This window comes from Pseudomonas sp. KBN12P06040 (assembly GCF_037574965.1).
Lineage (GTDB): Bacteria > Pseudomonadota > Gammaproteobacteria > Pseudomonadales > Pseudomonadaceae > Pseudomonas > Pseudomonas aeruginosa.
The window spans coordinates 5,765,900-5,788,350 of sequence record NZ_JBBELS010000001.1 but is presented as its reverse complement, the minus strand read 5'-3'; the positions used below and the strand labels follow the sequence as shown (position 1 = coordinate 5,788,350).

The 22,451-nt window shown below is 68.7% G+C and carries 18 protein-coding genes and 1 riboswitch; of the genes, 16 read left to right on the top strand and 2 right to left on the bottom strand.

Going from position 1 to position 22,451, the window contains the following annotated elements:
- Nucleotides 1-70: 70 nt before the first annotated feature.
- The 12 genes from VQ067_RS27310 (at nucleotide 71) to VQ067_RS27255 (ending at nucleotide 15,432) form a co-directional block, all read left to right on the top strand.
- Nucleotides 71-1,162, top strand: a complete 1,092-nt coding sequence (locus VQ067_RS27310; RefSeq protein ID WP_003095722.1) for an ABC transporter substrate-binding protein — start codon at nucleotides 71-73, stop codon at nucleotides 1,160-1,162.
- Between the two features lie 76 nt (nucleotides 1,163-1,238).
- Entirely contained in the window at nucleotides 1,239-1,886 is a 648-nt protein-coding gene (locus tag VQ067_RS27305) for a TetR family transcriptional regulator C-terminal domain-containing protein (protein ID WP_003095720.1), read from the top strand.
- A 117-nt stretch (nucleotides 1,887-2,003) separates the two neighbouring features.
- A complete protein-coding gene (aruR, locus tag VQ067_RS27300) occupies nucleotides 2,004-2,738 on the top strand; it encodes a two-component system response regulator AruR (protein ID WP_003095718.1) in 735 nt (244 codons plus the stop codon).
- A 3-nt stretch (nucleotides 2,739-2,741) separates the two neighbouring features.
- A complete protein-coding gene (locus VQ067_RS27295) occupies nucleotides 2,742-3,518 on the top strand; it encodes a substrate-binding periplasmic protein (RefSeq protein ID WP_033989927.1) in 777 nt (258 codons plus the stop codon).
- Nucleotides 3,515-5,767 carry an ATP-binding protein gene (locus VQ067_RS27290; protein ID WP_033989929.1) on the top strand — a complete coding sequence of 751 codons (2,253 nt, stop codon included), beginning with the start codon at nucleotides 3,515-3,517 and terminating at the stop codon, nucleotides 5,765-5,767. The genes VQ067_RS27295 and VQ067_RS27290 overlap by 4 nt, the downstream gene beginning before the upstream one ends.
- A gap of 183 nt (nucleotides 5,768-5,950) precedes the next feature.
- Entirely contained in the window at nucleotides 5,951-7,363 is a 1,413-nt protein-coding gene (locus tag VQ067_RS27285; protein WP_023096220.1) for an amino acid permease, read from the top strand.
- Between the two features lie 258 nt (nucleotides 7,364-7,621).
- Nucleotides 7,622-8,413 carry an enoyl-CoA hydratase/isomerase family protein gene (locus VQ067_RS27280; RefSeq protein ID WP_023101634.1) on the top strand — a complete coding sequence of 264 codons (792 nt, stop codon included), beginning with the start codon at nucleotides 7,622-7,624 and terminating at the stop codon, nucleotides 8,411-8,413.
- 20 nt (nucleotides 8,414-8,433) lie between these two features.
- Nucleotides 8,434-9,594, top strand: coding sequence for an acyl-CoA dehydrogenase family protein (locus tag VQ067_RS27275; protein ID WP_003095708.1), 1,161 nt, complete (start codon nucleotides 8,434-8,436; stop codon nucleotides 9,592-9,594).
- Nucleotides 9,595-9,660: 66 nt separating this feature from the next.
- The gene (locus VQ067_RS27270) at nucleotides 9,661-11,751 is read left to right on the top strand and encodes an acetate--CoA ligase family protein (RefSeq protein WP_033989931.1); all 2,091 of its coding nucleotides are present in this window, start codon (nucleotides 9,661-9,663) and stop codon (nucleotides 11,749-11,751) included.
- A gap of 42 nt (nucleotides 11,752-11,793) precedes the next feature.
- On the top strand, nucleotides 11,794-13,473 hold the full coding sequence (locus VQ067_RS27265; RefSeq protein WP_074241113.1) for a 5-guanidino-2-oxopentanoate decarboxylase: 1,680 nt from the start codon (nucleotides 11,794-11,796) through the stop codon (nucleotides 13,471-13,473).
- Between the two features lie 22 nt (nucleotides 13,474-13,495).
- Nucleotides 13,496-14,677 (top strand): arginine--pyruvate transaminase AruH, encoded by a 1,182-nt coding sequence (gene aruH, locus VQ067_RS27260; protein WP_033989935.1) that lies wholly within the window; start codon nucleotides 13,496-13,498, stop codon nucleotides 14,675-14,677.
- A 50-nt stretch (nucleotides 14,678-14,727) separates the two neighbouring features.
- A complete protein-coding gene (locus VQ067_RS27255; RefSeq protein WP_033989936.1) occupies nucleotides 14,728-15,432 on the top strand; it encodes an NAD(P)H-dependent oxidoreductase in 705 nt (234 codons plus the stop codon).
- A gap of 65 nt (nucleotides 15,433-15,497) precedes the next feature.
- On the opposite strand, the gene opmH is transcribed toward VQ067_RS27255, so the two are convergent.
- Nucleotides 15,498-16,946: an efflux transporter outer membrane subunit OpmH gene (gene opmH / locus VQ067_RS27250; RefSeq protein ID WP_003095699.1), complete on the bottom strand. Its 1,449-nt coding sequence runs from the start codon at nucleotides 16,944-16,946 to the stop codon at nucleotides 15,498-15,500.
- Between the two features lie 229 nt (nucleotides 16,947-17,175).
- Nucleotides 17,176-17,312, top strand: a riboswitch (TPP riboswitch).
- Between the two features lie 89 nt (nucleotides 17,313-17,401).
- On the opposite strand from opmH, the gene thiC reads away from it, so the two are divergent.
- Nucleotides 17,402-19,285 carry a phosphomethylpyrimidine synthase ThiC gene (gene thiC, locus VQ067_RS27245; protein ID WP_003135615.1) on the top strand — a complete coding sequence of 628 codons (1,884 nt, stop codon included), beginning with the start codon at nucleotides 17,402-17,404 and terminating at the stop codon, nucleotides 19,283-19,285.
- Between the two features lie 53 nt (nucleotides 19,286-19,338).
- Here thiC and VQ067_RS27240 read toward each other — a convergent pair whose 3' ends face one another.
- Nucleotides 19,339-20,085 carry an RsiV family protein gene (locus tag VQ067_RS27240; protein WP_003141734.1) on the bottom strand — a complete coding sequence of 249 codons (747 nt, stop codon included), beginning with the start codon at nucleotides 20,083-20,085 and terminating at the stop codon, nucleotides 19,339-19,341.
- Nucleotides 20,086-20,327: 242 nt separating this feature from the next.
- On the opposite strand from VQ067_RS27240, the gene VQ067_RS27235 reads away from it, so the two are divergent.
- The 3 genes from VQ067_RS27235 (at nucleotide 20,328) to cpdA (ending at nucleotide 22,366) form a co-directional block, all read left to right on the top strand.
- The gene (locus tag VQ067_RS27235; protein ID WP_003095694.1) at nucleotides 20,328-20,945 is read left to right on the top strand and encodes an NUDIX domain-containing protein; all 618 of its coding nucleotides are present in this window, start codon (nucleotides 20,328-20,330) and stop codon (nucleotides 20,943-20,945) included.
- Nucleotides 20,936-21,394, top strand: a complete 459-nt coding sequence (locus VQ067_RS27230; RefSeq protein ID WP_003095693.1) for a DUF1249 domain-containing protein — start codon at nucleotides 20,936-20,938, stop codon at nucleotides 21,392-21,394. The genes VQ067_RS27235 and VQ067_RS27230 overlap by 10 nt, the downstream gene beginning before the upstream one ends.
- A gap of 153 nt (nucleotides 21,395-21,547) precedes the next feature.
- The gene (cpdA, locus tag VQ067_RS27225) at nucleotides 21,548-22,366 is read left to right on the top strand and encodes a 3',5'-cyclic-AMP phosphodiesterase (protein WP_003110316.1); all 819 of its coding nucleotides are present in this window, start codon (nucleotides 21,548-21,550) and stop codon (nucleotides 22,364-22,366) included.
- The last annotated feature ends 85 nt before the right edge of the window (nucleotides 22,367-22,451 follow it).

Genomic DNA, 22,451 nt, shown 5'->3' with positions numbered 1-22,451 from the left:
TTCTGTCCCGTGGCCGCTTCCCGGCGGCTCGCTGCGATCCACTCCACAACAAGAACAAGAGGAGACGCACATGAACCGTTCCTTTCCATTGCGCCGCGCGGCCAGCGCCCGTCCGCATCCGGTTTTTCCTTGCCGCGTCCTTCTCGGCGCCGTCCTGCTGGCGTTCGGCGGCCTCGCGCCAGTCCAGGCCGATGATGGCCTGGTGGTGGTCGGCTACGGCGGCGCCGGACAGAAGGCCCAGGAGGTGGCGTTCTTCCAGCCGTTCACGCAGCAGACCGGGATTCCCGTAGTGCAGAGCGAGTACAACGGCGAGATGGCCCGGATCAAGGTGATGGCCGACACCGGTCACGCCGACTGGGATCTGGTCCAGGTCGAGGGGCCGGATCTGGCGCGCGGTTGCGACGACGGCCTGTTCGAGCGTCTGGACTGGCAGGCCATCGGCGGCAAGCAGCAGTTGATCGCCAATGCCGCCCAGGAATGCGGTTCCGCCGCGCTGGTCTGGGGCGTGGCGATCGGCTACGACGCCGACCGGCTGCAACAGCCGCCGGCGTCCTGGGCCGACTTCTGGGACGTCCAGCGCTTCCCCGGCAAGCGCGGCCTGCGCAAGCGGGCGATCTACAACCTGGAGTTCGCCCTGCTCGCCGATGGCGTGCCACGCGAGCAGGTCTATCCGCTGCTGGCGACCCGCGCCGGCGCCGACCGTGCCTTCGCCAAGCTGGGCCAGCTCAAGCCCTACATCCAGTGGTGGGAGGCGGGAGCGCAGCCGGCGCAGTGGCTGGCCGCCGGCGACGTGGTGATGACGTCCACCTACACCGGGCGCATCGCCGACGCCCACCGCGCGGGGCGCAACCTGGCCCTGGTATGGCCGGGCAGCCTGTACGGCATGGACTACTGGGCGGTGGTCAAGGGTTCGAAGCGCGGCGCCGAGGCGCGTCGCTTCATCGCCTTCGCCAATGCCCCGGATGCCCAGGTGCGCTACGTCGAGAACATTCCCTACGGGCCGACCAACCGCCAGGCCGCCCAGCGCCTGCCCGCGCAACTGGCGAGCTGGGTGCCGACCGCGCCGGCGAACCTGGAGCAGGGCCTGGCGATGGACGACGAATTCTGGGTCGAGCATGGCGAGGAGCTGGAGGAGCGCTTCAACGCCTGGGCCAGCCAGTGAGACGGGCGCCACGTAACCTGCGATCATCGGGGCTGCCCGCCGGTGGTCGCGGGCGACGAGCAGGAGCCGCGAAAGGATGAACCAGGAAGTGCGCTTTTCCCGTCTGGAACCAGAGCAGCGCAAGGCGCTGCTGATCGAGGCGACCCTGGCCTGCCTGAAGCGGCATGGCTTCCAGGGCGCCTCGGTGCGCAAGATCTGCGCCGAGGCCGGGGTATCGGTGGGCCTGATCAATCACCACTACGATGGCAAGGACGCGCTGGTGGCCGAGGCCTACCTGGCGGTCACCGGACGCGTCATGCGCCTGCTCCGCGGTGCCATCGACACCGCGCCGGGCGGCGCCCGCCCGCGGCTCTCGGCGTTCTTCGAGGCATCCTTCTCCGCCGAGCTGCTCGATCCGCAATTGCTCGACGCCTGGCTGGCGTTCTGGGGTGCGGTGGGCAGCATCGAAGCGATCGGGCGGGTCCACGACCATTCCTATGGCGAGTACCGGGCGCTGCTGGTCGGCGTGCTGCGGCAACTGGCGGAGGAGGGCGGCTGGGCGGACTTCGACGCGGAACTGGCGGCCATCAGCCTCAGCGCCCTGCTCGACGGGCTGTGGCTGGAGTCTGGGCTGAATCCCGCGACCTTCACGCCGCGGCAGGGCGTGCAGATCTGCGAGGCCTGGGTGGATGGCCTGGAGGCGGGCGCCCATCGCCGCTTCCGGCGTGCGACGGAAGCTTGTTGATCGTCCGTTCAGTAGTGGATAGGCTGCTGCTGGCAGCGGAAGGCGCCCCGGCACCTTCCGCCCACCGTCCGACAACCCAGAACAAGAAACGCCCCGGCCCGCCGGAGGCGCAAGGTGATGGCGATGGTTCCGCGCGTATTGGTGGTCGACGACGACCCGGTGATTCGTGAGCTTCTCCAGGCCTATCTCGGCGAGGAGGGCTATGACGTCCTCTGCGCCGGCAACGCCGAGCAGGCGGAAGCCTGCCTTGCCGAGTGCGCCCATCTCGGCCAGCCGGTCGAGCTGGTGCTGCTGGACATCCGCCTGCCCGGCAAGGACGGCCTGACCCTGACCCGCGAGCTGCGGGTGCGCTCCGAGGTGGGGATCATCCTGATCACCGGGCGCAACGACGAGATCGATCGCATCGTCGGCCTGGAGTGCGGCGCCGACGACTACGTGATCAAGCCGCTGAACCCGCGCGAACTGGTGTCGCGGGCGAAGAACCTGATCCGCCGGGTGCGCCATGCCCAGGCCAGCGCCGGTCCCGCCCGGCAGGCCCTCAGGCAGTTCGGCGACTGGCTGCTGGACGCCGACCGGCGCCGCCTGATCGACCACGCGGGCAACGAAACCCTGCTCACCCATGGCGAATTCCAATTGCTCGGCGCCTTCCTGCGCAACAGCGGGCATACCCTGAGCCGCGACCAGTTGATGGACCAGATCCGCAACCGCGAGTGGCTGCCCAGCGATCGCTCCATCGACGTGCTGGTCGGCCGCCTGCGTCGCAAGCTGCGCGACGACCCGGCCGAACCGCAACTGATCATCACCATCCACGGCGCCGGCTACCTGTTCACCGCCGCGGCCAGCGACGCCTGAGCTATGCAGGCCCGCTGGCTGGCGCTCTGCGGATGGCTGCTGGGCGGCCTGGCACAGGCTGCGGAGACCATCCGCTATTGCGACTATCCGGTATACCCGCCGATCTCCTGGAGCGATGGCCAGCAGGTCCGGGGGCTGGCGCCGGAGCTGGTGAAGCGGCTGTTCGGCGCGCTGGGCTACCGGGTCGAGGTGGTGGTGCTGGGCAACTGGCGGCGCTGCCTGCTGGACGCCGCCGCCGGACGGGTCGACCTGGTACTGGCCTACCGCACGCCCGCGCGCGATCGCGACCTGGCGTTTTCCGCCGAGCCGGTGCTGCGCGAGGACGTGGCGATCTTCTACAACCGCCAGCGGCCGGTGCGCATCCGATCCCTCGGCGACCTCGCCGGCTATCGCGGCGGATTGTTGTTCGGCGAAAGCTACGGGGCGGACTTCGACCGCTTCGTCGGCCGCTACGGCAACGTCGAATGGGTTTCCGACAGCCGACAGAACTTCGGCAAGCTGGTGCGCCAGCGCATCGACTACATCGCCCACGAACGCCGCACCGGCACGCTGTTCGCCGAGCGCCTGGCCGGCGGCGAGAACATCCGTGCGCTGCCCGAACCGCTGACGGTGGACTACCTGCGGGTGGCGGTCTCGCGGCACTCGCCGCTGGCGGCGAAGATGGACGAGATCGACCGGGCCCTGCGTGGCTATCGCGACGACGGCAGCATCCAGCGTTGGCTGGACGACAGCGTGCGCGACTATCGGCGCCTCGCCGGCAACCGCGCGGACGCCTGGTGAGCGGCCGCGGCGGAGTGTTGGCGCGGCGCCTGCTGTGGCGGGTGCTGCTGTTCAGCCTGTGTTTCACTGTCCTCGCCGGCGCCGTGCAGCTGTTCTTCGAATACCGCCGCGAAATGCGTGAGATCGAGGCGCGCCTGGAACTGATCCGCAGCGGCTACCTGGCCAGCTTCGAGCGCAGCCTGTGGGATCTCAACCAGGAGCAGTTGAACGTGCAGTTGCGCGGCCTCGGGGATTTCCCCGACATCGCCCGTGTCAGTCTGCAAAGCGCCGACTTCAACCTGCTGCAGGGCGACCAGCGTCCACGCGGCCTGCTGCGGGTCGAGCGCTTTCCCTTGAGCTACCAGCCGCCGGGGGGCGAGCGTCGGCATCTGGGCGAGCTGGAGATCGCCATCGACCTGGCGGCGGTCTATCGCCGGCTGGTTTCCGGCGGCCTGGCCAGCCTCTTGTGGATGGGCAGTTTCCTTTGTGGCCTGGCGGTGGCCCTCAGTTGGCTGTTCCACAGCCTGGTCACTCGCCATCTGTGGCGCATGTCCGAGTTCGCCGGGCATATCGCCGAAGGCGACCTGCAACAGCCGCTGCGACTGGACAAGGTGGACCGCGAGCGCGATGAGATCGACGCCGTCGCCGCCGCCCTGGAGGACATGCGCCAGGCCCTGCGCACCGATCGCCGCCGGCGCGACGCCGACCGCGACGAGTTGCGTCGGCAGGTCGAGCGGCGCACCGCCAGCCTGCGCCGGGCGAAGGACCAGGCGGAAGCCGCCGACCGCGCCAAGAGCCGTTTTCTCGCGACCATGAGCCATGAGATCCGTACCCCGCTGAACGGCATCCTGGGCATGGCCGAGCTGCTGCGCGAGGCATCGCTCGGCGAGCGTGACCGCCAGCGCCTGCGGGCACTGGCGACAGCGGGGGAGGGACTGCTGGCGATCCTCAACGAGGTCCTCCACTTCGCCCGGCTGGAGGAAGCGGCGGATGTGCCGGAAGCGGTGGACTTTTCCTTGCGGAGCCTGCTCGAGGACGTCCTCACCCTGCTCGAACCACGGGCGCGGGAGAACGCCACGCGGCTGGACCTGTGGCTGGACCCACAGGTTCATGACGGCCATCGCGGCGCCGAGCAGTTCCTGCGCCAGGTGTTGACCAACCTGCTGGGCAACGCGGTGAAGTTCACCGAGGCCGGCGAGGTGCGCGTTCGCGTCGAGCGGCTGGCGCGCAGCGCAGGAAGCGAGCGCCTGCGGCTGAGCGTCGCGGACGATGGAATCGGCATTCCCGAGGAAATGCGCGAACGCATCTTCGAACGCTTCACCCAGGGCGGCGACGCCGTGACCCGCCGTTACGGCGGAACCGGCCTGGGCCTGGCGATCAGCAAGCGGCTGGTGGAAGCGCTGGGCGGGCGGATCGGCGTGGAAAGCCGGGTCGGCCAGGGCAGTACGTTCTGGTTCGAGATCGAGCTGGCGCTGGCGAGCTTGTCCGGCGCGACGCCGCCGGCGGCATCGGTGTCTGCGCTGGAGGTGCTGCTGGTGGAGGACGTGGCGCTCAACCGCGAGGTAGCCCAGGGCCTGCTCGAGCGGGACGGCCACCGGGTGATGCTGGCCGAGGACGCGGGGCCGGCCCTGGCGCTGTGCCGGCAGCGGCGCTTCGACCTGATCCTGCTGGACATGCACCTGCCGGGGATGGCTGGCCTCGAGCTTTGCGCCGGGATTCGCCGGCAGCTCGACGGCCTGAACCGCGCCACGCCGATCTTCGCCTTCACCGCCAGCATCCAGCCGGACATGGTGCGTCGGTACTTCGCCGCGGGCATGCAGGGCGTGCTCGGCAAGCCCCTGCGGATGGACGAGCTGCGTCGCGCGCTGGGCGAGGTCGGCACCAGCGTGCCTGCGCTTGCGGCGGACGCCGCGCTGGACCGGCAGATGCTCGAGACCCACCGCCGCCTGCTGGGGCGGCACAAGCTCGCCGGACTGCTGGGCAACCTGCTGGGAAGCCTGGACGAGCAGTTGCCGCTGCTGGCCGAAGCCCTGGACCAGGCGGACCTGGCCGAGGCGGCGAACATCGCCCATCGCCTGTCCGGAAGCTGCCACTCCATGGGCCTGGTGGCGCTCGGCGCCGGCCTGGGCGAGCTGGAGCGCGAGGCCCTGGGCGCGGCCGGGGTCGACCCGCGGCCCTGGGGCGCACGCCTGGGTAGCCTGCGCCGCGACGGCGCCGAAGCCCTGCGCCGCGCCGGCTTCCTCGGCGAAGCCGACGCAGCGGCCGGTTGAGCGGCGCGGCGAACAACTTCCTTACAGCTTTTTACATCTTCGATCCGCGCGTTCAACGGCGTCTTACATCCGCCGCCAATAATCCGCTCATCCGTGCGCAAGACACGGCCTCTGACAGAGTGGAGACAAGAATAATGAGCCATCTCGAAGACCCCTGCGCGTACCCTCATCCGGAGGTGCGCCATGGCTGACGGCAAGGAAAGGCTGCAACTCACCCGGGCCCTGGCGAGCCGCCACATCTTCATGCTGTCCCTCGGCGGGGTGATCGGCACCGGGCTGTTCATGGGCTCCGGCGTGACCATCAACCAGGGCGGCCCGGCCGGCGCGGTGCTGGCCTACCTGGTGGCCGGGGTGCTGATGTACCTGGTGATGGTCTGCCTCGGCGAGCTGTCGGTGCAGATGCCGGTCTCCGGTTCGTTCCAGGCCCACGCGACGCGTTTCATCGGCCCGGCGACTGGCTTCATGATCGGCTGGGTCTACTGGATGAGCTGGGCCTCCACGGTAGGCCTGGAATTCACCGCGGCCGGGATGCTCATGACCCGCTGGTTCCCGGAGGTGCCCGTGTGGCTATGGTCGGGTTTCTTCGTGGTCGTGCTGTTCTCCCTCAATGCCCTGGTGACCCGTGCCTTCGGCGAGGCCGAGTACTGGTTCGCCGGGATCAAGGTGGCGGCGATCCTGGTGTTCATCGTGGTCGGGGGGCTGGTGATCTTCGGCGGTATCGAACTGAAGAGCGGTGCGCCGGCGCCGATGTTCTCCAACCTGGTCGGCGAGCGGCTGTTCCCCAACGGCCTGTCGGCGGTGTTCGCGGTGATGATGACGGTGGTCTATGCCTTCCAGGGTTGCGAGATCATGGGCGTCGCCGCCGGCGAGACCGAGCGACCGGAGAAGAGCATCCCGCGGGCGGTGCGCAACGTGGTGTTCCGCGTACTGATCTTCTACGTGCTGGCCATCGTCGTGCTTTCCGCCATCATTCCCTGGCAACAGGCCGGGCTGATGGAAAGCCCGTTCGTGCAGGTGTTCGACATGGTCGGGATTCCCTACGCGGCGGACCTGATGAACTTCGTCATCCTCACCGCCATCCTCTCGGTAGGCAACTCGGGCCTGTACGCCTCGACGCGGATCCTCTGGGCGATGTCCAGGACCGGCATGGCCCCGCGCGGCCTGTCGAAGCTCAGCGCGCGCGGCGTGCCGCTCTACGCGTTGCTGATCACCCTGTGCTTCGCCCTGCTCTCGTTGCTGACCAGCGTGGTCGCAGCCGACACCCTGTTCATGGTGCTGATGGCGGTGAGCGGGATGTCCGGCACCGTCACCTGGATCGTCATCGCCTACGCCCAATACCGCTTCCGCCGCGAGCACATGGCCAGCGGCGGCACGGTCGCCGAGCTGAAATATGCCGCGCCGCTGTTCCCGCTGGTGCCGCTGGCCTGCATCGCCGTGTGCTGCTCGCTGTTCGTCTTCCTCGCCCTCGATCCCACCCAGCGGCCGTCCTTGTACTGGGGCTTCGGCTTCATCGCCGCCTGCTACCTGGCCTATTACGTGGTTCGTCGCCGGCAGCCGCAGGGACTGGGCGACCCCGCCCTGGGACGGGCCGGCTGAACGGCCATCCGCAGGACCCGACGCCCGCCGCATCCGGCGGGCGTTTTCGTTTTCGCCTGGTTGGTTTGTTCGAAGTTGTAACAGCCGGCTCGCGCGGGCCTTCGCCGCTTTTCGGCGGATCGCATGGCGTGCGGCTTTGCGCCTGCCGCAGGGCCGTTACATACACCCGAATGGGTGGATTGTGGTCTTGTTGAACGAGTGTTTAGTATTGCCTGAAAGCCGCGATCGCCATCAACCAACAATAAGAACGAGGGCCGCATGACTGACCTTTCCCCATTGCAGACGCGGGTCGAAGCCGGGATCGCCTGGCTCGTCCTGAATCGTCCGCAACAGCGCAATGCACTGGATATCCCCACCCTGGAGGCCCTGCACGTCCGACTCGATGCCTGCGAGCGCGACCCGGCAGTGCGCGCTGTGGTGCTCGGCGGCAGCGGACGCAGCTTCTGCGCCGGGGCCGATCTCGCCGAATGGGCGGCGGCTGAAGCCCGTGGCGAGCTGGAACGCTATGGCTGGACCGAGGCCGCCCACGCCCTGATGGGGCGCCTGCACGCCCTCGACAAACCCACAGTCGCCGCCGTCAACGGCAGCGCCGTGGGCGCTGGCATGGACCTGGCGCTGTGCTGCGATTTCCGCATCGCCGCCGCCTCGGCGCGCTTCAAGGCCGGCTACACCGGCATGGCCTACTGCCCGGACGCCGGCGCCAGTTGGCATCTGCCACGGCTGCTCGGCAGCGAGGCGGCCAAGCGCCTGCTGTTCCTCGACGAAGCCTGGAGCGCGGAGCGCGCTCTGGGCGCCGGACTGGTCGGCGAGGTGGTCGCCGACGAGCGCCTGGTTGAGACGGTCGGCGCCTTCGCCGCGCGTCTCGCCAGCGGCCCGACCTTCGCCTTCGCCCAGACCAAGCGCCTGCTGCGCGACGGCGCCGGGCGCTCGCTGGCCGAGCAGTTGCGGGCCGAGCAGGCCGCCGGGCTGCTCTGCGGGCGCAGCGAGGATGCCGCCGAGGCGCTGCGCGCCGTGGCCGAGAAACGTTCCCCTCAATTCAGCGGGCGCTAGGCGCCGAGCAGGTGATTCCCATGGATTTCAGGCTGACCCAGGAACAGGACATGCTGGTCGAGGCGGTGCGCAGCTTCGTCGAGAAGGAACTGCTGCCCCACGAGGACGATGTCGACCGCGCCGACGCGGTGTCGCCGGAGCTGGCCGCACAGATTCGCGGCAAGGCCCTCGCCGCCGGTTTCTACGCCTTCAACATGCCCGAGGAAGTGGGCGGCGGCGGCCTCGACTACCTGTCCCAGGCGCTGGTTGAACGCGAGCTGTCGAAGGTCTCCTGGGCCCTCCATGTATTCGTCGCGCGGCCCTCGAAGATCCTCATGGCCTGCACCGGAGAACAGCTCGGCGACTACCTGTTGCCCTGCGTGCAGGGCGAAAAGACCGACTGCTTCGCCCTCACCGAGCCGGGCGCCGGCTCCGACGCCAATTCGATCAAGACCCGCGCGGTGCGCGACGGCGACGCCTTCGTGATCAACGGCAGCAAGCACTTCATCAGCCACGCCGGGCACGCCGACTTCGCCATCGTCTTCGCCGTCACCGACAGCTACGAGCACAACGGCCGCAAGCGCAACGCGGTGACCGCCTTCCTGGTGGACAAGGGCACGCCCGGGATGACCGTGCGCCGCGGACCGAAATGCGTGAGCAACCGTGGCTACCACACCTACGAGATCTTCTTCGACGATTGCCGGGTGCCGGCCTCCAAGGTACTCGGCGAGGTCGGCAAGGGCTGGGAAGTGGCCAACGCCTGGCTCACCGCCGGACGGGTGATGGTCGCCGCCAACTGCGTCGGCCAGGCCCAGCGCGCCCTCGACCTGTCGCTGCGCTGGGCGGCCGATCGCAAGCAGTTCGGCCAGCCGATCGGCAGCTACCAGGGCGTTTCCTTCAAGCTCGCCGACATGGCCACGCAGATCCGCGCCGCCGAGCTGATGACCCTGCACACCGCCTGGAAGATGGACCAGGGCACCATGACCGACGGCGAGGCCGGCATGGCCAAGCTGTTCGCCAGCGAGACCCTCGGCAAGGTCGCCGACGAAGCGGTGCAGATCTTCGGCGGCATGGGCCTGATGGATGAAGGACCGGTCGAGCGCATCTGGCGCAACGCGCGGATCGAACGGATCTGGGAGGGCACTTCGGAAATCCAGCGGCACATCGTTTCCCGCGAACTGCTGCGGCCGTTGCTGCGTTGAAGTCCTGGCTCCCCTCTCCCTCCAGGGGAGAGGGGAAGGCTGCCATGTTCCGAATCGAGAACCGACATGAATCGTGAAAACCTCAAGCGCCTGCTGGCACCCAGGCATCTCGCCTTCATTGGCGGCCGTGGCATGGCGCGTGCCCTGAAACGCTGTGCCGAAGGCGGTTTCGCCGGCCAGTTGTGGCTGGTCAATCCGCAGCACGCCGAACTCGAAGGCGTACCCTGCGTGGCCAGCGTCGCCGACCTGCCGTGCGGCCCGGACGCGGCGTTCGTCGCCACCAACCGCGAACTGACCCTCGACGCGGTCGCCGCGCTCGCCGCCAAAGGCGCCGGCGGGGCGATCTGCTATGCCTCCGGCTTCGCCGAAACCGGCGAACAGGGCCTGGCCTTGCAACGCCGGCTGCTGGCCGCCGCCGGCGAAATGGCGCTGCTCGGCCCGAACTGCTACGGCTTGCTCGACTACCTGCACGGCGCCGCGCTATGGCCGGTGGCACATGGCGGTCGGCAGGTGGAGCGGGGCGTCGCGGTGCTGACGCAGAGCGGCAACTTCGCCTACAACCTGTCGATGAGCGACCGTTCGCTGCCGGTGGCCTATATGGCATCGGTGGGCAACCAGGCGCAGCTGGGCATCGCCGAGCTGATGGACGTGCTGCTCGACGAGCCGCGGGTGACTGCCATCGGCCTGCATCTGGAAGGTCTGAAGAACGTCCCGGGGTTCGCCCGTGCGGCCTATAAGGCGTTGCAGAAAGGCGTGCCGGTGATCGCCCTGAAGACCGGGGTGTCGGAGATCGGCGCGGCCCTCGCGCTCAGCCACACCAGTTCCCTGGCCGGTTCCGACGCGCTCTACGACAGCCTGTTCGAGCGCCTCGGGGTGATCCGCGTGAGCGGCCCGGTGAGCTTCGTCGAAACCCTCAAGGCCGCCGCCTGCGGCCACCTGCCTGGCGGGCCGAGCCTGGTCGCGCTGGCCTGTTCCGGCGGCGACGCCGGGTTGATCGCTGACTACGCCGAGCGCAACGGCCTGGGGTTGCCGTCTTTCGACGCCGGACAGCGCGACGAACTGGCCGGGGTACTGCCCGACTACGCCAACATCGCCAACCCGCTGGACTTCACCACCGCCATCTGGGGCGATGCCGCGGCCCTGGAGGAAATGCTCGACAGCGCTTTGCGCAGCCCTGCCGACGCCGCCCTGCTGGTGCTCGACTATCCGGGCGAGGAAACCGGCGAGCGGCCGCAGTGCGACCTGCTTCTGCAACGCTACTGCGCCGCGCTGAAGCGCCACGGCAAAGTCGGCTTCATCGCCTCGGCGTTCCCGGAACTGCTGCCGGCCCGGGCCCGCGAGCTGTTGCACGGCGAGGGCGTCGCCGCGCTGCAAGGCGTCGAGGATGGTCTCGCCGCCTGGGGACGGATCGCCCGCTACCGCCAGCGCCGCGCGGCGCTGCTGGAGCGCGGCGAGGCGGCGTTGGTGCCGATCTGCCCAGGGCCGCTGGCGGGCGACGGCTACCTGCTCGACGAGTGGCAATCCAAGCAGGCGCTGAAATCCTTCGGCCTGCCACTGCCCCCGGGGGTGCTGAGCACCCCCGGGCAGGCCCGCGAAGCGGCCCTCGACCTCGGCTTCCCGCTGGTGCTCAAGGCGGTCAGCGCCGCGCTGCCGCACAAGACCGAGGCCGGCGGCGTGGCGCTCGGCCTGCGCAACGAGGCGGCGCTGGAGGCGGCATTGTTCGACATGCGCGAAAGCCTGGCCCGGCACGCGCCGCAACTGGTCTTCGAGCGTGTGTTGCTGGAGCGCATGGCAGGCGCGCCGCTGGCCGAGCTGATCGTCGGGGTCAAGCGCGAGGAGGGCTTCGGCCTGGCATTGGTGATCGGTGCCGGCGGGATACTCGTGGAGCTGCTGCGCGACAGTCGCAGCCTGCTCCTGCCGACCACCGACGCGGCGATCCGCGATGCCCTGCTGAGCCTGCGCAGCGCGCCGTTGCTCAGCGGCTTCCGCGGTCGCCCGGCGGTATCCATGGAGGCCCTGGTGGCGGCGATCCGCGCGGTCGCCGAATTCGCCTGCGAACATGCCGAGCGCTTGCTGGAGCTGGACGTCAACCCATTGCTGGCGGATGCCGAGGGAGCGCTGGCGGTGGATGCGTTGATCCGGCTGGCCAATGGCTGAAGGCCCGGGCGGACACGACGGCTCCCCCTCCCGCTTGTGGGAATGGGAGCAAGAGCGCTGCGGCGCGAGCGGCGACTCCGATGGTCGCCGAACTGGACGAGGATATTGCCCATGCAACCACAGAAGACCCTCACCGCCGGCCAGGCCCTGGTCCGCTTGCTGGCCAACTACGGCGTGGATACCGTTTTCGGTATCCCCGGCGTGCACACCCTCGAGCTGTACCGCGGACTTCCGGGCAGCGGCATCCGCCACGTGCTGACCCGCCACGAGCAGGGCGCCGGCTTCATGGCCGACGGTTATGCGCGGGTCAGCGGCAAGCCGGGAGTGTGCTTCGTCATCACCGGGCCGGGCGTGACCAACGTCGCCACCGCCATCGGCCAGGCCTACGCCGACTCGGTACCGCTGCTGGTGATTTCCAGCGTCAACCACAGCGCCAGCCTGGGCAAGGGCTGGGGCTGCCTGCACGAGACCCAGGACCAGCGTGCCATGACCGCGCCGATCACTGCCTTCTCCGCCTTGGCCTTGAGCCCGGAACAGCTGCCCGAACTGATCGCCCGGGCCTACGCGGTGTTCGACAGCGAGCGTCCGCGCCCGGTGCATATCTCGATCCCGCTCGACGTGCTCGCCGCGCCGGTGGCCCATGACTGGAGCGCTGCCGTGGCGCGCCGCCCTGGTCGTGGTGTGCCGTGCAGCGAGGCATTGCGGGCGGCGGCGGAGCGCCTGGCTGCGGCCCGGCGACCAATGCTCATCGCCGGCGGCGGCGCGCTGGCGGCCGGCGAGGCGCTTGCCGCGCTGAGCGAGCGCCTGGCCGCGCCGCTGTTCACCAGCGTCGCCGGCAAGGGCCTGCTGCCGCCGGACGCGCCGCTCAACGCCGGGGCCAGCCTGTGCGTAGCGCCGGGCTGGGAGATGATCGCCGAGGCCGACCTGGTGCTGGCGGTGGGCACCGAGATGGCCGACACCGACTTCTGGCGCGAACGCCTGCCGCTGTCCGGCGAACTGATCCGCGTCGATGTCGACCCGCGCAAGTTCAACGACTTCTATCCCTCTGCCGTGGCGCTCAGGGGCGATGCCCGGCAGACCCTGGAGGCGCTGCTGGCGCGCCTGCCGCAGGAGACCCGCGACGCCACACCGGCCGCCGCGAGGGTGGCGCGCCTGCGCGCGGAGATCCGCGCGGCACACGCGCCGCTGCAGGCGCTGCACCAGGCGATCCTCGACCGGATCGCCGCTGCGCTGCCGGCCGATGCTTTCGTCAGCACCGACATGACCCAACTGGCCTATACCGGCAACTACGCGTTCGCCAGCCGAGCACCGCGCAGCTGGCTGCATCCCACCGGCTACGGCACCCTCGGCTACGGCCTGCCGGCCGGCATCGGCGCCAAGCTCGGCGCCCCGCAGCGCCCAGGCCTGGTGCTGGTCGGCGATGGCGGCTTCCTCTACACCGCGCAGGAACTGGCCACCGCCAGCGAGGAATTGGACAGTCCGCTGGTGGTGCTACTGTGGAACAACGACGCGCTCGGCCAGATCCGCGACGACATGCTCGGCCTGGACATCGAGCCGATCGGCGTGCTGCCGCGCAACCCCGACTTCGCCCTGCTGGGCCGCGCCTACGGTTGCGCGGTGCGCCAGCCGCAGGACCTGGACGAACTGGAGCGCGACCTGCGCGCCGGCTTCGGGCAGCCCGGCGTGACCCTGATCGAACTGCGGCACGCCTGCGCGCGCTGACCGCCGGACAAGGAGAGCATCCATGCGCTATTCCGATTTCACCCAACGTATCGCCGGCGACGGCGCCGCTGCCTGGGACATCCACTATCGCGCGCTGGCACGGGTCGAGCAGGGCGAGGAAATCCTCCTGCTGTCGGTCGGCGACCCCGACTTCGACACCCCGGCGCCCATCGTCCAGGCGGCCATCGACAGCCTGCTGGCCGGCAACACCCACTACGCCGACGTGCGCGGCAAGCGCGCCCTGCGCCAGCGCATCGCCGAACGCCACCGGCGGCGCAGCGGCCAGGCGGTGGACGCGGAGCAGGTGGTGGTGCTGGCCGGCGCCCAGTGCGCGCTGTACGCGGTGGTGCAGTGCCTGCTGAATCCGGGCGACGAGGTGATAGTCGCCGAGCCGATGTACGTCACCTACGAAGCGGTGTTCGGCGCCTGTGGCGCGCGGGTGGTGCCGGTGCCGGTGCGCTCCGAGAATGGCTTCCGCGTGCAGGCCGAGGAGGTCGCCGCACTGATCACCCCGCGCACTCGCGCGATGGCGCTGAACAGCCCGCACAACCCGTCCGGCGCCAGCCTGCCGCGGGCCACCTGGGAAGCCCTGGCCGAGCTGTGCACGGCCCATGACCTGTGGATGATCTCCGACGAGGTCTACAGCGAACTGCTGTTCGACGGCGAGCACGTCAGCCCGGCCAGCCTGCCGGGGATGGCCGAACGTACCGCGACCCTCAACAGCCTGTCGAAATCCCACGCCATGACCGGCTGGCGGGTCGGCTGGGTGGTCGGTCCCGCAGCACTCTGCGCGCACCTGGAGAACCTCGCCCTGTGCATGCTCTATGGCTCACCGGAATTCATCCAGGATGCCGCCTGCACCGCGCTGGAAGCGCCACTGCCGGAGTTGGAGGCGATGCGCGAGGCCTACCGCTGCCGCCGCGACCTGGTAATCGAGTGCCTGGCCGACAGCCCCGGCCTGCGTCCACTGCGCCCGGACGGCGGCATGTTCGTGATGGTCGACATCCGCCCCACCGGACTTTCCGCCCAGGCCTTCGCCGACCGCCTGCTGGACCGCCATGGCGTATCGGTGCTCGCCGGCGAAGCCTTCGGCCCGAGCGCCGCCGGTCACATCCGCCTCGGCCTGGTGTTGGGCGCCGAACCGCTGCGCGAAGCCTGTCGGCGCATCGCGCTGTGCGCCGCCGAGTTGCTCGGCCAGGCCTGAACCCCTCGGCCGCGAGCGATGCGGCCGGTCACCACGATTCGGAAACCACGATGAACGTACTGATCGTCCACGCCCACAACGAACCGCAATCCTTCACCCGCGCGCTCTGTGACCAGGCATGCGAGACCCTGGCAGGCCAGGGCCACGCGGTGCAGGTCTCGGATCTCTACGCGATGAACTGGAGTCCGGTGGCCAGTGCCGCCGACTTCGCCGAGCGCGCCGATCCCGACTATCTGGTCTACGCCCTGGAGCAGCGCGAGAGCGTCAAGCGCCAGAGCCTGGCCGCCGACATCCAGGCCGAGCTGGACAAGCTGCTGTGGGCCGACCTGCTGATCCTCAACTTTCCGATCTACTGGTTCTCGGTGCCGGCGATCCTCAAGGGGTGGTTCGACCGGGTACTGGTGTCCGGGGTCTGCTATGGCGGCAAGCGCTTCTACGACCAGGGTGGCCTGGCCGGCAAGAAGGCGCTGGTCAGCCTGACCCTGGGCGGGCGCCAGCACATGTTCGGCGAGGGTGCCATCCACGGACCGCTGGAGGACATGCTGCGGCCGATCCTGCGCGGCACCCTGGCCTATGTTGGCATGCAAGTGCTGGAGCCCTTCGTCGCCTGGCACGTGCCATACATCAGCGAGGAAGCGCGCGGCAACTTCCTGCGCGCCTACCAGGCGCGGCTGGAAAATCTCGAGCAGGATGAACCCCTGCGGTTCCCGCGGCTGGAGCAGTTCGACGCGCTGCTCCAGCCGCTGGCGCGCTGACCCGGGCGACGCGCGCCAGGCCAGTCAAGCGAAGACGCCCCCGACCGGGGGCGTCTTCGCTCGTGCTAGTACTGCTGGCGCGGCTTGCTCTGTAACTGCTCGGCGGCGGCCTTGGCCAGGTCCGGCGGGAGGAAGTCCTTGTCCGGATCGTAGTCCTGCTTCAGGTAGGCGCTGAGCGCCTCCAGGTCGGCCGGGCTGAGGGTGCCGGCCGCCTGCTTCAGGCGCAGGGTATCGAGGATGTAGTCGTAGCGGCTGTTGTTGTAGTCGCGCACGGCGGCGTACAGCTGGCGCTGGGCGTTGAGCACGTCGACGATGTTGCGGGTGCCGACCTGGTAGCCGATCTCGGTGGCTTCCAGCGAACTCTGGTTGGAGATGATCGCCTGGCGCCGCGCCTGGACCTGCTCGACGTCGGTATTCACCGCGCGGTGCAGGTTGCGGGTGTCCTGCACCACCTGGCGGCGTTGGCCTTCGCGGGACTGCTCGCTCTGGTTGAGGCGCTGGTAGGACTCGCGGACCTGGGAGGAGGTCAGGCCGCCGCTGTAGATCGGGATGTTCAGTTCCAGGCCAATGCTGCGCTCGTCGACATACTTGCCATAGTGCACCAGCGGATTGGCGGCGCTGTTGGCGAAGCCGAGGGCGTCGTTGTCGCCCTTCTGGTACTGGGCCACGGCATCGAGGGTCGGCAGGTGCCCGGCCTTGCGCTGGCGGAGGGTTTCCTCGGCGGCGTTGACCGCGTAGTTGCTGGCCAGCAGGCGCAGGTTCTGCTGCACCGCGGTGTCGACCCAGGCCTTGGCGTCGTTCGGCGCCGGCGGCACCACCGGCAGGGTGTGGCGCATGCCCTCGATGGCGCTGTAGTCGCGGTTGGTCAGGGTCACCAGGGCCTGGAAGGCATCGTCCACGCGTTGTTCGGCGATCAGCCGGTTGGCGCGGGCGGTGTCGTAGCTGGCCTGGGCCTCGAGCACGTCGGTCTTGTCGGAAAGGCCCACGTCGAAGCGCTCGTTTGCCTGGTCCAGCTGGCGCTTGAAGGCGGCTTCCTCGGCCTTGCTGGTGGCCAGGTTGTCCTGGGCGCGGAGCACCGTGAAGTAGGTCTCGGCGCTGCGCAGGATCAGGTCCTGCTGGGTCGCGGAGAATTCCAGCCGGGCCTGGTCGCTGGTTTCCTTGGCGGCCTGCCACTGGAACCAGCGGTCGGCGCGGAACAATGGCTGGCTGAGGGTGGCCTGGACGACCTGGCTGTTGCGCTTGACGGTCGCCGGACGCTCGTCGAAGGCGATCCGGGTGTCTCCGACGCGGGCGCCGGCGCCGAGTTGCGGCAGCAGGCCGGCGCGGGCCTGGGGCACCACTTCCTTGCGCGCCAGGTAGTCGGCCTGGGCGGCGGCGAGGTCGGCGTTGTTGTCGACGGCTTCCTTGTAGACGCTGATCAGGTCGGTCTTGGTCGGCAGCGGGGTCGGCTGGGCGGCCCAGGCGACACCGGTAGCAGCGGCCACGGCGGCCGCCAGGGAGAGTCTGCGCAGCATTCGTTCGTCCTGGAAAAGATGCGAGGTGGGGCAAGGCTAAGGTCGCTACCGGTAGCGGTCAAGGCACCTGCGCGGCAACTGATCGAAGAGCCAGTCCGGATCGATGTGCCGGCGAACGTGCGGGAATCTGCGTCTTCCCTGGCGAGAGGGCGCCGGACTGGACCATGACTGCCGGTCGGGCGGGGCGTTTTCCCGTTGGCGAATCCCGCCGGTGTTGATTAGACTGCCGGGGTTCTTGTCGGGGTGCCCTATACGAGGGGCTGAGATCGGATAGTTCCGGATCCCGTTGAACCTGATCGGGCTAGCGTCCGGTTCCGCCTCGCGCGGACCGCAGCAACCCGCGTAGGGAACAAGATGTCCGCGCCATGCCTGCCTTGCCGGCGCGTCCTTCTCGCCACCAGTCCCGGTGGCCCCGCGTGCCAGGTTCTCCCGACAATCACCCAGGAGAGCCATCGATGAGCGCAACGCAGAAGAACAACATCACCCGCCTTGAGCAGCTCGACCGCCAGTCGACGCAGCCTTTCCCGAACTCGCGCAAGGTCTACCTGACCGGCTCGCGCCCGGACATCCGCGTCCCGGTGCGGGAAATCTCCCTCGCCGACACCCCCACCGCCTTCGGCGGCGAAAAGAACCCGCCGGTGTTCGTCTACGACACCTCCGGCCCGTATACCGACCCCGAGGTCCGCATCGATCTGCGCAAGGGCCTGCCTGACGTGCGTTCGCGTTGGATCGACGAGCGCGGCGACACCGAGATCCTCCCCGGCCTGACCTCCGAGTTCGGCCAGGCCCGCCTGGCCGACGCCAGCCTCGACGCCCTGCGCTTCGCCCACGTGCGCACGCCGCGCCGGGCCAAGCCGGGCGCCAACGTCTCGCAGATGCACTACGCGAAGAAGGGCATCATCACCCCGGAGATGGAATACATCGCCATCCGCGAGAACATGAAGCTGCAGGAAGCCCGGGCCGCCGGCCTGCTCGACCAGCAGCACCCGGGGCACAGCTTCGGTGCCAACACCCCGAAGGAAATCACCCCCGAGTTCGTCCGCGAGGAAGTCGCCCGCGGCCGCGCGATCATTCCGGCGAACATCAACCACACCGAGCTTGAGCCGATGATCATCGGCCGCAATTTCCTGGTGAAGATCAACGGCAACATCGGCAACAGCGCGCTGGGCTCGTCGATCGAGGAAGAAGTGGAGAAGCTCACCTGGGGTATCCGCTGGGGCGCCGACACGGTGATGGACCTGTCCACCGGCAAGCACATCCATGAAACCCGCGAGTGGATCCTGCGCAACAGCCCGGTACCGATCGGCACCGTACCGATCTACCAGGCGCTGGAGAAGGTCAACGGCGTCGCCGAGGACCTGACCTGGGAAATCTTCCGCGACACCCTGATCGAACAGGCCGAGCAGGGCGTCGACTACTTCACCATCCACGCCGGCGTGCTGCTGCGCTATGTGCCGCTGACCGCCAAGCGGGTCACCGGTATCGTTTCCCGCGGCGGCTCGATCATGGCCAAGTGGTGCCTGGCGCACCACCAGGAGAACTTCCTCTACACGCATTTCGAAGAGATCTGCGAAATCATGAAGGCCTACGACGTCAGCTTCTCGCTGGGCGATGGCCTGCGTCCGGGCTCGGTGGCCGACGCCAACGACGCCGCCCAGTTCGGCGAGCTGGAAACCCTCGGCGAGCTGACCAAGATCGCCTGGAAGCACGACGTGCAGGTGATGATCGAAGGCCCCGGCCACGTGCCGATGCAATTGATCAAGGAAAACATGGACAAGCAGCTGGAGTGCTGCGACGAGGCGCCGTTCTATACCCTCGGCCCGCTGACCACCGACATCGCCCCCGGCTACGACCACATCACCTCCGGCATCGGCGCGGCGATGATCGGCTGGTTCGGCTGCGCCATGCTCTGCTACGTCACGCCCAAGGAGCACCTGGGTCTGCCGAACAAGGATGACGTGAAGACCGGGATCATCACCTACAAGATCGCCGCCCATGCCGCCGACCTCGCCAAGGGCCACCCGGGCGCGCAGATCCGCGACAACGCGCTGTCCAAGGCGCGCTTCGAGTTCCGTTGGGAGGACCAGTTCAACCTTGGCCTGGACCCGGACACCGCGCGGGCGTTCCATGACGAGACCCTGCCGAAGGACTCGGCCAAGGTCGCGCACTTCTGCTCCATGTGCGGACCGAAGTTCTGCTCGATGAAGATCACCCAGGAAGTCCGCGACTACGCCAAGGAGAACGGCCTGTCCGACGAGAGCAAGGCCATCGAGGCCGGCTTCCAGGAGCAGGCGGCGCGCTTCAAGGACGAAGGATCGGTGATCTACAGGCAGGTGTAGGTCGCGCCACCGGGCCCCTCGCCGCGGCGAGGGGATTCGGGGTGTCGGAAGCGTCAGCCGCGGCCGGGGAACAGGTTCGGCTTGACGATGCCGTTCAGGCGCGGATACGGGATCTTCAGTTCGGGGTGGGCATAGGAATACGGCGCGATGGAGTAGGCGTCGTACTTCAGCGTTACCGCGCCGAAGGTCAATGCCACGTGCGGGGTGCGCTGGAACGGCCAGGTCTTCTGGAAATCGGCGTCCTGGTCGAGCTTGTTGGCCAGCAGCCAGGCCTTGTGCGCCAGCTCGGCCTGTTTCCAGAAGGCTTCTTCCTGGCCGGGAACCAGCATGTCCTGCAGGCTCAGCACCTTGTGCTGCCTGCGGTCGTAGTTGATGAAGCCGCGACCGGGCATGCCGTGGGCGCCGCCGGTGAACAGGTAGCTGGAAAGCTCGATGATCACCAGACCGTCATGTTGTTCGCGCACCTTGGCTTGCAGGTAGCTGCTCCAGCCCGGTTCGGCGCTGTCCAGGAACTGCCGTTCGTAGGCCGCCAGCGATGCCGGCAGGGGCGTTTCGTTGTTTTCCCGGGTCATTTCCAGCAGGGCGCGCTCGACGATCGGGTCCAGCTGCGGTTCGTCGGGGAACTTCAGGGTGTCGATGTTTACCAAGGGGCACTGTTCGCCCTGGCAGCCGGGCTTCAGGTGCTCGCTGGCGAGGCGCTCGGTGGGCAGCGGGTCGTCGAGGCCGGGCTTGAAGAAGCTCTGGCAGGCGCTCAGCAGAACGACCAGGCTGCCGAGGGCGGCGAATTTCAGAAGGCGCATGGGATTCCTTTTGCGACGGTGGATGGGCGGGCTCGAAGCGTCGACCAGTCCGTTTCGACCCTGGCGCCACGCTTGAGTTCGGCCCGCGCAAACCCCAAGTATGGCCTAGCCGTGGCCGGGAAACACGCCCGCGCGGCGAGCGCCACGAAGTTTTCCCGAGCTGTCCTGAAAGTGGCTGCGCCCTGCGCCGGGCCGCGATAGGATGGCGCGAAACCCACATACCCGAGTGAAGTGAGTCGAGGATGTCCGAAACCTTCAAACCCGCCCCCGGTGACGTCGAGCTCGTGCAGCGCGAGGAATGCTTCCGCGGCTTCTATCGTCTCGATCGCCTGCGCCTGCGGCATCGCCAGTTCGACGGCAGCATGGGCCGGGAAATCAGTCGGGAACTGTTCGTCCGCCATGACGCGGTCTGCGTGCTGCCCTACGACCCGCAGCGCGATTGCGTGGTGCTCATCGAGCAATTCCGCGTCGGGGCGATGCAGAAGCTCGCCAACCCCTGGCTGCTGGAGCTGGTCGCCGGCCTGATCGACAAGGACGAGCAACCGGAGGAAGTGGCCCATCGCGAGGCGATGGAGGAGGCCGGGCTGACCCTCGGTGCGCTCTGGCCGATAACCCAGTACCTGCCGTCGCCGGGCGGCACCGACGAGGTGGTGCACCTGTTCGTCGGCCGTTGCGACAGCGAAGGCGTCGGCGGCGTGCATGGCTTGCCGGAGGAGGGCGAGGACATCCGCGTCCATGTCTGGCCGTTGGAAGATGCGCTGCAGGCCGTGCGCGACGGGCGGATCAACAACGCGGCGAGCATCATCGCCCTGCAGTGGCTGGCCCTGAACCGGGCCGAGGTGCGTGGGCTATGGGCCTGAACCTGCTGCGCGAGCGCTACCGGGTCGACCTGGCCAGCCTGCAGGCGACCTGTGAAGCGAACTACGCGCGGCTCATGCGCCTGCTCCCGGACATGCGCGAGGCACAGGCCTCGCGCCGGGTCGCGCTGAGCGAAGGGGAGCGGCTGCTCGGCGTCCTGGCGCTGGAAGTGACCGAGGCCTGCCCGTACACCACCACCCTGCAGGTGCGCCAGGAACTGGGCCTGCCCTGGTTGCCGGCGCCGCGGCTGGAAGTGCGGGTCTACCACGATGCACGGATGGCCGAGGTGATCGGCGCCGAACAGGCGCGGCGGCTGATGGCGATCTATCCCTACCCGAACCAGGCGATGCACCAGCCCGACGAGAAGAACCAGCTCAACCTGTTCCTCGGCGAGTGGCTCGCCCACTGTCTGGCCTGCGGCCACGAGATGGTGCCGGTGGCCCAGCGCTGAGCGGTTGCAGGCAAAAGGCCAGTTGAATGGCATCAAGCCAAAAGTAGTCCTCGCAACTGTGATCTGTTCCGCTTTCCGGGTTTGCCGCCACTTTCGTCGGTCACCATAATCACCCCATTCACCGCGGACGCCTCGCCTTCAGGAGACGGCCCCTTGTCACGCCATTCGAACACTCCCGCCACCGACGCCTCCGTACTGCTGGTGCAGCTTTCGGACAGCCACCTGTTCGCCGAGGACGGCGCGCGCCTGCTCGGCATGGACACCGCCCATAGCCTGGAAAAGGTGGTCGAGCGGGTCGCCCGGGAGCAACCGCGGATCGACCTGATCCTCGCCACCGGCGACGTCTCTCAGGACGGCAGCCTGGATTCCTACACACGCTTCCGCAGGTTGAGCGCGCCGCTGGCCGCGCCGTTGCGCTGGTTCGCCGGTAACCACGACGAACGCGAGCCGATGCAGCGGGCGACCGAAGGCAGCGACCTGCTGGAGCAGGTCGTCGACGTCGGCAACTGGCGCGTGGTGTTGCTCGACTCGAGCATTCCCGGCGCGGTGCCGGGCTATCTCGAGGACGACCAGCTCGACCTGCTGCGGCGCGCCATCGACAGCGCCGGCGAACGCTTCCTGCTGGTTTCCTTCCATCATCACCCGGTGCCGATCGGCAGCGACTGGATGGACCCCATCGGCCTGCGCAACCCGCAGGCGCTGTTCGACCTGCTGGCGCCCTATCCGCAGGTGCGCTGCCTGCTGTGGGGGCACATTCACCAGGAGTTCGACCGCCAGCGCGGCCCGCTGCGCCTGCTGGCCTCGCCGTCCACCTGCGTGCAGTTCGCCCCCGGCAGCAGCGACTTCACCCTCGACCGCCTGGCGCCGGGCTACCGCTGGTTGCGCCTGCACGACGACGGGCGCCTGGAAACGGGGATCTCGCGGGTCGACGACGTCGTCTTCGAAGTGGACTACGACACCGCCGGATACTGACATGCCCCCCGGTCGCGGGATGCCGCGGCCGCGTGCGTCGTTGCCGATCGGCGCGCAGGCTGGAAGATGAAGCCTGGAAGCTGGT

Bases quoted from the DNA above. Each gene is read 5' to 3' on its own strand.
- aruR (WP_003095718.1), top strand. From the start codon at position 2,004: ATGGCGATGGTTCCGCGCGTATTGGTGGTCGACGACGACCCGGTGATT.
- VQ067_RS27265 (WP_074241113.1), top strand. From the start codon at position 11,794: ATGGGAGCAAGAGCGCTGCGGCGCGAGCGGCGACTCCGATGGTCGCCG.
- VQ067_RS27310 (WP_003095722.1), top strand. From the start codon at position 71: ATGAACCGTTCCTTTCCATTGCGCCGCGCGGCCAGCGCCCGTCCGCAT.
- opmH (WP_003095699.1), bottom strand. From the start codon at position 16,946: ATGCTGCGCAGACTCTCCCTGGCGGCCGCCGTGGCCGCTGCTACCGGT.
- VQ067_RS27305 (WP_003095720.1), top strand. From the start codon at position 1,239: ATGAACCAGGAAGTGCGCTTTTCCCGTCTGGAACCAGAGCAGCGCAAG.
- VQ067_RS27280 (WP_023101634.1), top strand. From the start codon at position 7,622: ATGACTGACCTTTCCCCATTGCAGACGCGGGTCGAAGCCGGGATCGCC.
- thiC (WP_003135615.1), top strand. From the start codon at position 17,402: ATGAGCGCAACGCAGAAGAACAACATCACCCGCCTTGAGCAGCTCGAC.
- VQ067_RS27240 (WP_003141734.1), bottom strand. From the start codon at position 20,085: ATGCGCCTTCTGAAATTCGCCGCCCTCGGCAGCCTGGTCGTTCTGCTG.
- VQ067_RS27275 (WP_003095708.1), top strand. From the start codon at position 8,434: ATGGATTTCAGGCTGACCCAGGAACAGGACATGCTGGTCGAGGCGGTG.
- VQ067_RS27230 (WP_003095693.1), top strand. From the start codon at position 20,936: ATGGGCCTGAACCTGCTGCGCGAGCGCTACCGGGTCGACCTGGCCAGC.
- VQ067_RS27285 (WP_023096220.1), top strand. From the start codon at position 5,951: ATGGCTGACGGCAAGGAAAGGCTGCAACTCACCCGGGCCCTGGCGAGC.
- VQ067_RS27235 (WP_003095694.1), top strand. From the start codon at position 20,328: ATGTCCGAAACCTTCAAACCCGCCCCCGGTGACGTCGAGCTCGTGCAG.
- aruH (WP_033989935.1), top strand. From the start codon at position 13,496: ATGCGCTATTCCGATTTCACCCAACGTATCGCCGGCGACGGCGCCGCT.
- VQ067_RS27255 (WP_033989936.1), top strand. From the start codon at position 14,728: ATGAACGTACTGATCGTCCACGCCCACAACGAACCGCAATCCTTCACC.
- VQ067_RS27295 (WP_033989927.1), top strand. From the start codon at position 2,742: ATGCAGGCCCGCTGGCTGGCGCTCTGCGGATGGCTGCTGGGCGGCCTG.
- VQ067_RS27270 (WP_033989931.1), top strand. From the start codon at position 9,661: ATGAATCGTGAAAACCTCAAGCGCCTGCTGGCACCCAGGCATCTCGCC.